This window comes from Amycolatopsis sp. NPDC051373, assembly GCF_040689465.1.
Classification (GTDB): domain Bacteria; phylum Actinomycetota; class Actinomycetes; order Mycobacteriales; family Pseudonocardiaceae; genus Amycolatopsis.
Genome location: NZ_JBFBAE010000006.1, coordinates 258,635 through 270,761 on the forward strand (window position 1 = coordinate 258,635; position 12,127 = coordinate 270,761).

Below are 12,127 nucleotides of genomic sequence, written 5' to 3' on the forward strand. Positions count from 1 at the left end.
CGAAACCGGGGCGGCACCCCCTCGGAAGGGAGTACCGCCCCGGTTCGGCGTGCTGGTGGAACTAGTGCGAGTGACCGTGGCCGTGGCCGGCGTCGGGTTCCTCGTCGACCGGCTTCTCGACCACGGCGCTCTCCGTGGTGAGCACGAGCCGGGCGATGGACGCGGCGTTGGCGACCGCGGAGCGGGTCACCTTGACCGGGTCGACGATGCCGCCCGCGATCAGGTCGGTGAGCTCACCGGTGGCCGCGTTGAAGCCCTGGCCCCAGCTCTGCTCCTGGACCTTGTTCACGATGACCGCGCCCTCGTGGCCCGCGTTGGTCGCGATCCAGAACAGCGGGGCGGTGAGCGCGTCGCGGACGATGCGGACGCCCGTGGCCTCGTCACCGGTCAGGCCGAGGTCGCCCTCGAGCTCCTTGACCGCGTGGACCAGAGCCGAGCCACCGCCGGGGAGGATGCCCTCCTCGACGGCCGCCTTCGTGGACGCCACGGCGTCCTCGATGCGGTGCTTGCGCTCGTTGAGCTCGGTCTCGGTGGCCGCGCCGACCTTGATCACGGCCACGCCGCCGCCGAGCTTCGCGAGCCGCTCCTGCAGCTTTTCGCGGTCCCAGTCGGAGTCGGTGGTCTCGATCTCCTTGCGGATCTGCGCGATCCGGCCGGTGATGGCGTCCTTGGAGCCCGCGCCGTCGACGATCGTGGTGTCGTCCTTGGTGACGACGATCCGGCGCGCGCGACCCAGCGAGCTGAGGTCGATCTCGGACAGCTTCACGCCGATCTCGGCGGACACGACCTCGCCGCCGGTGATGAACGCGAGGTCGTCCAGGAACGCCTTGCGGCGGTCGCCGAAGAACGGCGCCTTGACCGCGACGGCGGTGATCGTCTTGCGCAGCGAGTTCACCACGAGAGTGGACAGCGCCTCGCCGTCGACGTCCTCGGCGATGATCAGCAGCGGCTTCTTGGCCTCGACGACCTTCTCCAGCACCGGGAGCAGGTCGGCCAGCGCCGAGATCTTCTCGCGGGACAGCAGGATGTAGGCGTCCTCGAGGATCGCCTTCTGGTCCTCGGGGTTGGTCGCGAAGTGCGCCGACAGGAAGCCCTTGTCGAACTGCACGCCCTCGGTGATCACGAGCTCGGTCGCCAGGGTCGACGACTCCTCGATGGTGATCACGCCGTCCTCGCCCACGCGCTCGACGGCCTCGCCGAGCAGCTGGCCGATCGTGGCGTCGCGGGAGGTGACGGTGCCGACCTGCGCGATGTTCTCGCGGCCCTTGACCGGGGTGGCCTTGGACTTGAGGACCTCGATGACCTTCTCGGCCGCGGCCTCGATGCCCTTGCCGACCGAGGTCGGGTTGGCGCCGGCGGCGACGTTGCGAAGGCCGTGCTTGACCAGCGACTGGGCGAGCACCGTGGCGGTGGTCGTGCCGTCACCGGCAACGTCGTTGGTCTTCGTGGCCACGTTCTTGGCCAGCTGCGCGCCGAGGTTCTCGAACGGGTCGTCGAGCTCGATCTCACGGGCGACGGTCACGCCGTCGAGGGTGATGGTCGGGCCGCCGAACTTCTTGTCCAGAACGACGTGGCGACCACGCGGGCCGAGGGTCACCTTGACGGCGTCGGCGAGCTTGTTCACCCCGCGCTCGAGCGCGCGACGAGCGTCCTCGTCGAAACTGATCTGCTTGGGCATAGCGTGTTCCGCTTACCTTTCAGGGGTTTTTGAACGCAAGAACGCCCCGTCCCCCGGCTTGTGCGGGGCCCGGGGCGTCATGCGCTTCGAGCGGACGTCAGTTGATGACGGCCAGCACGTCGCGGGCGGAGAGGATGAGGTAGTCCTCGCCGTTGTACTTGACCTCGGTGCCGCCGTACTTGGAGTAGATCACGACGTCGCCCACGGCCACGTCGAGCGGCACGCGGTTGCCCTTGTCGTCGATCCGGCCCGGGCCCACGGCCAGAACCTTGCCCTCCTGGGGCTTTTCCTTGGCGGTGTCGGGGATGACGAGGCCGGAAGCGGTCGTCTCCTCGGCCTCGCTCGTCTGGACAACGATCTTGTCCTCGAGCGGCTTGATGTTCACGCTCACCGGGTTGACCTCCACGGTCGTCGAAAGCGTCGGCAGGATGACTTACGGCTCCTACCACCCCCGCCGTCGCGGGTGCCGGGCGTGTTCGGGCCGTTCGATTAGCACTCTAGCCATGGGAGTGCCAGCATTGCAAGGAGGGTCCATCTGACGTGGGGGAATCCTCGGCGAAGCGGGCTGACCGGGGGTTGTTTCGCACTGGTTCCGCCACCCGCGGCTAGGCGCCGTCGGTCAGGATGAGCAGGCCGATGCCGATCAGCACGGCGGGCAGGACGATGTGGCCCCAGCGCGCGAGCGCCCGTGCGACGGCGGGGCGCGTGGCGAGGTGGCGGCCGGCGGCGAGCCAGGCGGCGACCAGCACGAGGAACACGACCGCGTAGACGATCGTGCCGCCCGGTCCGGCGGTGGCGAAGACGGGGACGTAGACGCCGATGTTGTCGCCGCCGTTGGCGAACGTGACGGCGGCGACTTCGAGGGCCCGCGGGCGGCCGGGCCGGCTGGTTTCCCCGTCGTCGCCGCGGTGGCGCCAGGCTCGGACGGCGGCGCGGATCCCCAGCGCGATCGGCAGCAGGCCGAGGTACGGGTCGAAGCCGGCCGGCAGGAACGTCACCCCGAATGCGGCCGCCACGGCGACGGCGAGGATCGCCAGGAACCCGAGGTACTGGCCGATCGCGACGGCTCGGGTCGCGCCGGGAAGGCCCGCGCCGCGGGCGAAGAACAGGGCCAGCACCAGGAGGTCGTCGACGTTGGTCACGGCGAACAGGCCCACGGCCTGGCCGACGACGGTCAGGTTCACCCTTGCGACAGTGCCAGGATCCGGTCGGTCAGGCGGGTTTGGTGGCGCGGATGATCGCGGAGTGCATGCCGTCGGCGATGGGGTGGGTCGGGGCGATCTCGATGCCGGTGAAGCCGGCCGCTTCGAGGCCATGGCGGTATTCGGCGAAGGACAGGGCGCCCGCGATGCAGCCGACGTAGTCGCCGCGTTCGGCGCGCTGGGTCGGGCTGAGGGTGTCGTCGGAGACGACGTCGGACACCCCGATCCGTCCGCCGGGCTTGAGGACGCGGAAGGTTTCCGCGAAGACGGCGGGTTTGTCGGTGGACAGGTTGATCACGCAGTTGGAGATGACGACGTCGATGGTGTTCGCGGGCAGCGGGATGGACTCGATCGCGCCGCGCAGGAACTCGACGTTCGTGGCGCCGGCTTTGGCGGCGTTGGCGGTGGCCAGCGCCAGCATCTCGTCGGTCAGGTCCAGCCCGTAGGCCTTGCCGGTGGGCCCGACACGGCGGGCCGACAGCAGGACGTCGATGCCGCCGCCGGAGCCGAGGTCGAGGACGTGGTCGCCGGGTCGGAGGTCGGCCACGGCGGTCGGGTTGCCGCAGCCCAGGGAGGCGGCGACGGCATCGGCGGGAAGTGCGTCGCGTTCGTCGGCGGCGTAGAGGGTCGAGCCGAACTTCTCGTCCACCTCGACCGGCGACGGGCCGCAGCACCCGGCCCCACCTGAGGTGACTTCGAGAGCGGCCGCGGCGTAGCGCTGTCGCACGGTTTCGCGCAGGTCGGTCATCGTGCTTCTCCTTGCTGGATCAGCTTGTATCGATGTTTGTGGAAATAAGCTTGTGCCTTGGATCGGCGGATGTCAATATAGAAAGATGTCAATGCAGGAGTTGGTCGACCAGTCCGCGGGGTGTTGCGCGGGACTGACCTCCGCACCGCTCGCCGAAGCCGAAGCCGCCGAGCTGGCCCGCGTGTTCAAGGCGCTCGGCGACCCGGTGCGGCTGCGGCTGCTGTCGATGATCGCCTCCCGCGAGGGCGGCGAGATGTGCGTGTGCGAGCTGACGCCCGCGTTCGACCTTGCGCAGCCGACGATCTCGCACCACCTGAAACTGTTGCGCCAGGCCGGTTTGATCGACTGCGAGCGACGAGGGACGTGGGTGTACTACTGGGCTCTTCCGTCCACAATGGAGCGTCTCGCGGCTGTTCTGCGCGCGCCGCAACGGTGACCACGTCGGTCTGGCGGCGGTCCGTCGCCGAGGCCATCGGAACGGCGTCCCTGGCGGCCGTCGTCGTCGGCTCCGGCGCCCAGGCCGCCGAGCTGTCGCGTGACGTCGGTGTGCAGCTGCTCGCGAACTCGCTGGCCACCGTTTTCGGGTTGGGTGTGCTGATCGCGTTGTTCGGGCCGGTGTCCGGCGCGCATTTCAACCCGCTGGTCTCGCTGGCGGCCTGGCTCACCCGTCGCGATGGGTTCGCGTTGCGCGACGTCGCGGCCTACGTGCCCGCGCAGCTTGCCGGCGGCATCGGCGGCGCGATCCTGGCCAACGCGATGTTCGCCCGCCCGCTCGTTCAGTGGTCCGGGCACGACCGTGCGACCGGAAATCTGTGGCTCGGCGAGGTGGTGGCGACGGCGGGGCTGCTCGTGCTGATCTTCGGGCTCGACCGCACCGGACGCGGGCACCACGCACCGGTGGCGGTGGCGTCGTTCATCGGCGCCGCTTACTGGTTCACCTCGTCCACGTCGTTCGCGAACCCGGCGGTGACCGTGGGGCGCGCCTTCACCGACACGTTCGCCGGGATCGCGCCAGGTTCGGTGGGTCCGTTCGTCGCCGCGCAAGTCGTCGGCGCCGCAGTCGGCATCGGACTCGTCGCGCTGTTGTTCCGCGTTGCCCGTACCCCTCAGGAGGCCCTGTCATGACTCGGTCCGTGCTGTTCGTCTGCGTGCACAACGCGGGCCGGTCGCAGATGGCCGCCGCGTTCCTCGCGGACCTCGGCGGTGACCTCGTCGAGGTGCGCTCGGCCGGGTCCGCACCGGCCGACAGCCTCAACCCCGTCGTGGTCGAGGCCATGGCGGAGGTCGGCATCGACCTCACCGCGGAGACGCCGAAGGTCCTCACCGCCGACGCGGTGCAAGCGTCCGACGTCGTCATCACCATGGGCTGCGGCGACGCCTGCCCCGTGTTCCCCGGCAAGTCCTACCGCGATTGGGAACTCGACGATCCGGCGGGCAAAACCCTCGCCGAGGTCCGCGTGATCCGCGACGAGATCCGGAGCCGCGTGAAGGCGTTCGTCCGGGAACTTTCCTACGGCGGCGGGCGGCCCAAGCTCCTCGAAGAGTGCCGGAACGCGCAGGACCTGCTCGACCAGGTCCGGTTGCGGCCGCGGATGTGGGTGCGGAAGGGGTCGTTGCAGGAGCTGCAGACCTACCTCGTCGGGTACAGCGCGGCGCTGTTCGTGCACGGGGTGGACGAGGAGTTCGTGATGGAGCCGACGGGACCGTTCGCCGAGTGGGTGCGCGGGCGAACCGGCTGGTCGATGTCACTGGGCTGGGCCGCGGCGATCGAGAGGCACGCCGGGGACGCGGACCCGCTGGACGTGTTCTTCCGGCTGTTGGACGAATATCGCCTGAGCGCGGCCGAAGATCGCTAGGCTCGCGCCCGTGAGCAGCAGGCTGGCCGACGGCAGCGCCGGCGACGCGGACTACGGCGAGATCGGCAAGGTCTACACCGGGTTCCGCAACCCCGACCCCGCATCGCCGCCGCGGTCTTGGCGTCGCTCGGGGCCGCGAAGACCGTGCTGAACGTCGGGGCCGGCGCGGGGTCGTACGAGCCGGCCGACCGCCGAGTGACCGCCGTGGAGCCATCCGCGTCGATGCGGGCACTGCGGCGCGCGGACCGGCCCGCGGTGGATGCGACGGCGGAGGATCTTCCGTTCGAGGACAACAGTTTCGACGCGGCCATGGCGACGTTCACCGTGCACCAGTGGCCGGATCTCGCGAAGGGGCTGGGCGAGGTCCGGCGCGTCACGAAGGGTCCCGTCGTGATCCTGACCTGCGATCCCGATCGGGTGCGGGACTTCTGGTTGTACGAGTACGCCCCGGAAGTACTCGACACGGAGGCGCGAAGGTACCCGGCGATCGGCGAGATCGCGAAGTACCTGGGCGACACCGTGGTCGTGCCCGTGCCGGTGCCGCACGACTGCGTCGACGGGTTCAACGAGGCGTACTTCGCGCGGCCGGAGATGCTGCTGGAGCCGGCGGCGCGTCAGGCGTGTTCGGCGTGGAGCTTTGTCGACGAAGCGGCCGAGGAGCGCTTCACCCGCAAGCTGACCAGCGATCTCGCCGACGGGACCTGGGCCGCGAAGTACGGCGCGCTCAAGGAGCAACCCGCGTTCGACGGCTTCCTCGTGCTCGTGATCAGCCGCTGACGACCGCTGGGCGAAACCGCCGTCGCGGAGGCTTACGAGGCGCCGCCGTTTCTGGTTAAGTTTTGCCGGAAAAGCACCGACACCTGGGGGTCCCACCGATGTTCCACTCCGTTACGCGGCGGCTGGCCGTCGCGGGCGGGGCGGGGTTGCTGGCGGTCGCGTTGGCGACGTCGGCACCTGCCCAAGCCCAACCAGCGAACCAACAGCGCCAGCAGGACTTCGCGAGCGCCGCGCAGGAGTTCGGCGTCCCGCTGGACGTGTTGCTCGGCGTCTCGTACCTGGAGTCTCGCTGGGATTACAACGCCGGTACGCCCAGCACCGCCGCCGGTTACGGGCCGATGCACCTCACGGATCTGCGCACGGCCGGCGTCGTGACCAGTGAGTTCGACCAGAACGGCGAAGACCCGCGCGGCGACGACGCCCGGCCGGCGCTGCACCCGAAGCCGACGCAGCAGCCCGCGGCCATCCCGCCCGGCCTGCAGACCGTGGACCAGGCCGCGGCCCTGCTGCACACGGACGCGGCGACGCTGCGCACCGACCCGAAGCAGAACGTCCGCGGCGGCGCGGCCCTGCTGGCCGAGTACCAGCGCAAGCTCGGCGTACGCAGCGAAGACGCGAAGGACTGGTATGGCGCCGTCGCCGCGTACAGCGGCTCGGAGGACGTGACGGCGGCACAGACCTTCGCCGACGAGGTCTACAGCACCATCGCCACCGGCGAGACGCGCACGACAGACGACGGCCAGGCCGTCACGCTCGCCGCGACCCCCGGCGTCGCACCTGACAAGGCACAGGCCGAGCGGCTGGGCCTGCGCACAGACGCCCCGCCCGCCACCGAATGCCCGAAGTCCGTGGCCTGCGAGTCCGTGCCGGCGCCCTACCAGGAGCTGCCCGGCGGCGACTACGGCAACCACGACATCGCGAACCGCCCGCAGAGCCAGAAGATCAACACGATCGTCATCCACGACACCGAGGGCTACTGGGACGACGCGCTCGCCCTGGCGCAGGACCCGACCTACCTCGCGTGGCACTACACCGTGCGTTCGCAGGACGGCCTGATCGCGCAGCACGTGCCGACGAAGGACGTCGGCTGGCACGCGGGCAACTGGTACGTCAACGCGAAGTCCATCGGCGTCGAGCACGAGGGCTTCGCCGCGCAGGGCACTTGGTACACCGAAGCGATGTACCGGTCGTCGGCGAAGCTCGTCGGCTACCTGGCGAAGCGCTACGACGTGCCGCTCGACCGCGCGCACATCATCGGCCACGACAACGTGCCGGGCACCACGCCCGCCACGATCGCCGGCATGCACTGGGACCCAGGCCCCTACTGGGACTGGTCGCACTACTTCGACCTGCTGGGCGCGCCGATCAAGGCCACCGGCCGGGCCGGCTCGCCGATGGTGACGATCGCGCCGAAGTTCGCCGCCAACCAGCCCGTGTTCACCGGCTGCGACAAGATCGGCTCCGGCACCCCGTGCGCCGCGCGCGGTTCGGAGGCCGTGGTGCTGCACACCGCGCCGGACGCCGCGTCTCCCCTGCTGTCCGACGCCGGGCTGCACGGAACCGGACCGTCCACTATGGATGTTTCCGACGTCGGCAGCCGCGTGGCCACCGGCCAGCAGTACGCCGTGGCCGGACGCCAGGGCGGCTGGACCGCGATCTGGTATCTGGGCCAGAAGGGCTGGCTGCCGAGCAACACCGTGGTCCCGGCGAGCGGTCTCGTGGCCACGCCGAAACCCGGCAAGGCGACGATCCCCGTGTACGGGCGGGCGTTCCCGGAGGCGTCGGCCTACCCGGCGAACGTCGCGGTGCAGGCCTTGGCGCCCATGCCTTACACGTTCGCGGCGGGCCAGAAGTACTCCGTCGGCGGCGTCGTTCCGTCGGAGTACTACTCGGCGACGACGTTCGACGTGTCGGACCACGTGGTGGTGCGCGGCAAGATGAAGTACGTGGAAGTGCAGTTCGGACACCGCGTCGAGTACGTGAACCTCGACGACGTGGTGCTGAAGCCGGCTTTCTGAGTCTGCACAACGAAGAAGGGCCCCTCCGCGGAGGGGCCCTTCTCTCGTCTCAGCTGTCCAGCGCCACCTTCACGCCGCTGGTGACCTCGGTGTTGCGCCGCGTCTTGGACCAGCCGTTGCGGCCGCGCACGAGGCGGATCACGGCGCGCCAGGACGTGATGTAGAAGGTGTAGATGTAGGCCGCGTACAGCAGGCCCATGCCGAGGCCGCGGAAGATGTTCGTGCTGCCCAGGCATTTCATCTGGTAGATCGGGCCCCACACCACGAACGGCAGCAGGCCGAACGAGCCGTAGATGGCGAAGAGGATCCAGGCGCCGCCGGTGAACCAGGTCCAGACCTGCGACGGGTCGCCGGCCGTGGTCACCAGCAGGAGGATGAACGGCACCGGGTAGAGCAGCGAGCCGAGCAGCTGCATCCACGGCTGCGCCAGGTAGTACATCATCTCCGCAGCGCCCAAAGTGGACACGTGCGGCGAGTCCCAGATGCGGCGCAGGTACCGCGAGCACTGCATCGTGCCCTGGCCCCAGCGTGTGCGCTGCACGAGGAAACGCCGCAGGCTGTAGAGGCCTTCCTGCGCCACATGGGAATCCGGGGTGAAGCCCGTGCGCCAGCCGGCCGTGAGCAGGTGGACGCCGAGCTCGAAGTCCTCCAGCAGGGAGCCGCGCCAGGGCTGGTGCTCGTCGCCGCCGATGGAGTCGAGGGCGGCGAGGCGGGTGAACTGGCCGTTGCCGCCCATGGAGATCGTGCCGGTGAAGCCGCGGGACGTTTGGATCGCGGCGATCGCCGTGCGGAACTCCAGGTCCTGCAGCTGCGCCAGTTTGAGCCCGAACGCGCGCGCGAACCAGGTGTGCCCCGGCGGGCGGGTGCGGACGTTGCTCATGCGCACGTCGAGCTGCACCGCGCCGATCTTCTCGTCGCCGAAGAGGTGCTCGGCCGCGCAGACTTCGAGGCAGTTGGCGGCGGGGCGGCCGTCGGCGTCGACGACCACCACGACCACGCGGTCGCGATCGGTGCCGGGCTCGAGCCATTCGTTGAGGGCCTGGTAGGCGGCGTTGAGGGCGTCGCCCTTGCCCGTGCGCGCCTCGGGGCGCTTGCGCGCCACCAGGTGCAGGTTGGGGTCGTAGCCGCCGTTGCGCCGCCAGACCGAGCGGACGACGCGGGCGGTGCGGTCGTCGGAGTCGTCGTCGACCACCCACACGTGCGCGCGGCGGAAGGTGGTGCGCAGGTAGCGCACGGTCTCCCGAATCACGGCTTCCTCGTCGCGGCACGGCACGAAGAAGTGCCAGGCGAACGCTTCGGGGTTGCCCACCGGGGCCGGTTTTCGGCGCAGGTAGGGCACCACGATCATCGCGACGTAGACGACGAACGCGACGCTCATCGTCAGCGCGAACGCCTGGGTGATCGAGAGCAGGACCTTGAAGCCGGTGTCGTTCACGCGGCGGTGCCCTGGTTCTTCTCCGCCTTCGTCCTGCGGGTCGCGAGCCAGACGAACAGCACGAGCGACACCGCGCCGCCGAGGACGCTGACCATCGAGCCGAGCAGGGTGTGGCCCCAGTAGTAGCCCTCGTCGGTGCCCAGTGCGTGGACCAGACCGACGATGGTGAGAATACGCAACTGATTCACGAGAATGACGGCGATCGCGGAAATTACCAGCGAGAGAAACAGTCGTCGCGCATTCTGCGGGCGGAAGTAGAGGAGCACCGCGGTCACGAGCAGAAGTGGCAGTAAGAGGAATACAGAAGAGCATTCCGGGGTCATTCTCAACCCGAACGGAGTAGCGCCGGTCAACCCGAAGTACACAGATTCGCGACTACCGGCCACATAAACACCCGATGAGGTGATGACCCTCAGTATCGCGCCCGCGAGCTGCACTTCCAGTTCGCGGTAGGACCGCTCCACGAGCACGAGGACCACGCCGAACGCGACCACCCCGAGAACCGCCATACGCAGCGGAAACGGGGAGACGGGGGACACAGGTGTGTTCGCTACTGCCACGACGACCCTCTCAGCCGGAAACGTTCGGAAGAACGGCGGACCCCGGCGCCAGCGTAGGACAGGGGTGCCGGAACTTTCGACAGGTATCCCCCTTATCAGGGATCTCCCAGCGCCTTTCGGCACGAATGGCGAGAACCTTGCTAGGCCGTTCAGGTGATGCCCGCACCGACGTGGGGACCGGTCCGGCGAAACCACCCGATACGGTGGTCTCCCCGGAATTGTGTGCCATTTCCGGCAACGCCACCGATATTCGGTCAGCGTGCCGACTCTTGTTCAGCGGGATTCGTCCGTGCACCGGCTCGCCCTGACAAAAATCGGAGGACCAGTGAAGAAACACCTCTTGCGACGAGGCGGGATGCTCGCCGCTGTGGTGGCGAGCATCGCCCTCGCCGGAGCAGTTCCGGCTTCGGCGGCGCCCGGTGACGGCTCCGCCTACGGCGTGAACGTCGACGTGAAGCTGCTCGGCGCGTCCGCGGTCAAGCTCGGCCCGCTGGCGGCGGCGAACACCGACGGACCGACGAGCAACAGCACGGTCAGCGCCAACGCCGCCGGGATCCTCACCGCCGGGGTCATCAACACCTCGGCCGTCCGCGACGACAACTCGGGCGCGGTCACGGCGAAGGCGAGCACCGCCAACGTCGGGCTGCCGCTGCTGAAGGCGGCTCTGGGCAACGTCGGGATCAAGGCCGTGGAGGCCGTCTGCACCGCGACCCAGGAAGGGGTCAAGGGCAGCTCCACGCTGGTCGGAGCCGATCTGGGCAGCGTCGGCGACGTCGACTCGAACCCGGCGCCGAACACGCAGATCAAGGTCGGCCTCGGCCCGGTCAACGTGGCGACGCTGATCCTCAACGAGCAGATCAAGAACAAGGACGGCAGCCTCACCGTCAACGCGCTGCACCTGAAGCTGCTGGGCGGCGTCGTCGGCGCCCTCGGCAGCGGCGACGTCATCGTGTCGTCGGCGACCTGCGGCCCGGCCGCTCCGCCGATGCCGCTCGCGTCGGGCGCCGGCCTGTGGGTGGGCCTCGGCGTGCTCGCGGCCGTCGCCGTGCCGGTCGGCCTGCGGTTCACCCGTCGTCGCTCGGTCGCCTGACCGGTCCGGGGTGATCGACTGATGTACAAGATGCCAGGTGCGGGCGTCGGCGTCGCCGGTGGCGGCGTGGGCACCCTCGCTGCCACCGGCGCCGACGTCGGCTGGTGGATCACGGTCGGCGCGCTCCTCGTGGTCCTCGGGACCGTCGCGGTGATCGCCGCCTACCGCCGCAACCGGCGGTTCGCCCGCGGTTAGCAGCGCCGTGGGCCACCGGATCCAGCCGGTGGCCCACGGTTGCGCGATACGTGCGCCGGGCTGCTCGCCCCCACGGGCAGCCCGGCGCCACTTCACAGGCCGAGCTACAAAAAGAGGGCGACCGGCCACAAGCGACAGCAATCGCGGCGCCACCGTCGGCTGCGCAGAGCCGGCGCAACCCACGCGGCGCTCCCGGGCCGATGCGACGGCAACGAACCGAAGACCACAACTAACGCCCGCACGTGATCGCAACGGCGGTACCACCGTGGCCGCCATCGACCGGCGCCGCGCGCCGACTATCGGCACGCGCCGATCGTCCCGGGGTGGATACGAACCTGGGGAACCTTCCCAGGCCACCTCGGCGACCACCGGCGCAGTCGTCGCAAGCAGCGTGGGCGCAGGCAACCGGCAGGACCCGGGCGACCGGCACCCGCCGGTCGCCCGGCAACGGCGCGAACCGCGGAGCCTCAGGGCGCGCGGCAGCAGGACGCACAACCGAACAGCACAAAACCCCCGTCAGCCGCACCTCGCTGCGACGCGTGTGTGGCGCGCGGTGAAAGACCCGGCC

Annotated in this window: 13 protein-coding genes and 1 pseudogene; 8 read left to right on the forward strand and 6 right to left on the reverse strand. The window is 69.7% G+C overall.

Annotation, left to right across the window (positions count from 1 at the left end; genetic code table 11):
* Nucleotides 1–61: 61 nt before the first annotated feature.
* The 4 genes from groL to arsM all read right to left on the reverse strand — a co-directional run bounded on the left by groL (nt 62) and on the right by arsM (nt 3,628).
* Complete coding sequence (gene groL, locus AB0383_RS13685) at nt 62–1,678, reverse strand: chaperonin GroEL (RefSeq protein ID WP_364183250.1); 1,617 nt, start codon at nt 1,676–1,678, stop codon at nt 62–64.
* Between the two features lie 97 nt (nt 1,679–1,775).
* Nucleotides 1,776–2,069, reverse strand: a complete 294-nt coding sequence (groES, locus tag AB0383_RS13690; protein WP_009072407.1) for a co-chaperone GroES — start codon at nt 2,067–2,069, stop codon at nt 1,776–1,778.
* A gap of 214 nt (nt 2,070–2,283) precedes the next feature.
* Nucleotides 2,284–2,862, reverse strand: coding sequence for a cadmium resistance transporter (locus AB0383_RS13695; protein ID WP_364183253.1), 579 nt, complete (start codon nt 2,860–2,862; stop codon nt 2,284–2,286).
* A gap of 28 nt (nt 2,863–2,890) precedes the next feature.
* On the reverse strand, nt 2,891–3,628 hold the full coding sequence (gene arsM, locus AB0383_RS13700) for an arsenite methyltransferase (RefSeq protein ID WP_364183255.1): 738 nt from the start codon (nt 3,626–3,628) through the stop codon (nt 2,891–2,893).
* A gap of 85 nt (nt 3,629–3,713) precedes the next feature.
* On the opposite strand from arsM, the gene AB0383_RS13705 reads away from it, so the two are divergent.
* The 6 genes and pseudogenes from AB0383_RS13705 to AB0383_RS13730 all read left to right on the forward strand — a co-directional run bounded on the left by AB0383_RS13705 (nt 3,714) and on the right by AB0383_RS13730 (nt 8,279).
* Nucleotides 3,714–4,064, forward strand: a complete 351-nt coding sequence (locus tag AB0383_RS13705) for a metalloregulator ArsR/SmtB family transcription factor (RefSeq protein WP_364183257.1) — start codon at nt 3,714–3,716, stop codon at nt 4,062–4,064.
* A complete protein-coding gene (locus tag AB0383_RS13710) occupies nt 4,061–4,753 on the forward strand; it encodes an MIP/aquaporin family protein (RefSeq protein ID WP_364183260.1) in 693 nt (230 codons plus the stop codon). The genes AB0383_RS13705 and AB0383_RS13710 overlap by 4 nt, the downstream gene beginning before the upstream one ends.
* Nucleotides 4,750–5,136, forward strand: a pseudogene (locus AB0383_RS13715) (arsenate reductase ArsC); the annotation flags it as partial. The gene AB0383_RS13710 and the pseudogene AB0383_RS13715, both read left to right, overlap by 4 nt.
* 358 nt (nt 5,137–5,494) lie before the next feature.
* Complete coding sequence (locus tag AB0383_RS13720) at nt 5,495–5,635, forward strand: hypothetical protein (protein ID WP_366187234.1); 141 nt, start codon at nt 5,495–5,497, stop codon at nt 5,633–5,635.
* Entirely contained in the window at nt 5,602–6,261 is a 660-nt protein-coding gene (locus AB0383_RS13725; RefSeq protein ID WP_366187236.1) for a class I SAM-dependent methyltransferase, read from the forward strand. The genes AB0383_RS13720 and AB0383_RS13725 overlap by 34 nt, the downstream gene beginning before the upstream one ends.
* Nucleotides 6,262–6,359: 98 nt before the next feature.
* Nucleotides 6,360–8,279: an N-acetylmuramoyl-L-alanine amidase gene (locus AB0383_RS13730; RefSeq protein ID WP_364183268.1), complete on the forward strand. Its 1,920-nt coding sequence runs from the start codon at nt 6,360–6,362 to the stop codon at nt 8,277–8,279.
* 49 nt (nt 8,280–8,328) lie between these two features.
* Here AB0383_RS13730 and AB0383_RS13735 read toward each other — a convergent pair whose 3' ends face one another.
* Nucleotides 8,329–9,657, reverse strand: coding sequence for a glycosyltransferase (locus tag AB0383_RS13735; RefSeq protein ID WP_366187385.1), 1,329 nt, complete (start codon nt 9,655–9,657; stop codon nt 8,329–8,331).
* Between the two features lie 53 nt (nt 9,658–9,710).
* Entirely contained in the window at nt 9,711–10,223 is a 513-nt protein-coding gene (xrtP, locus tag AB0383_RS13740) for an exosortase P (RefSeq protein ID WP_366187387.1), read from the reverse strand.
* Between the two features lie 376 nt (nt 10,224–10,599).
* Between xrtP and AB0383_RS13745 the strand changes: the two genes are divergently transcribed.
* Both AB0383_RS13745 and AB0383_RS13750 read left to right on the forward strand, forming a co-directional pair.
* Nucleotides 10,600–11,364 carry a choice-of-anchor P family protein gene (locus AB0383_RS13745; RefSeq protein ID WP_364183273.1) on the forward strand — a complete coding sequence of 255 codons (765 nt, stop codon included), beginning with the start codon at nt 10,600–10,602 and terminating at the stop codon, nt 11,362–11,364.
* Between the two features lie 21 nt (nt 11,365–11,385).
* A complete protein-coding gene (locus tag AB0383_RS13750; protein ID WP_364183276.1) occupies nt 11,386–11,559 on the forward strand; it encodes an LPXTG cell wall anchor domain-containing protein in 174 nt (57 codons plus the stop codon).
* Nucleotides 11,560–12,127: the final 568 nt, after the last annotated feature.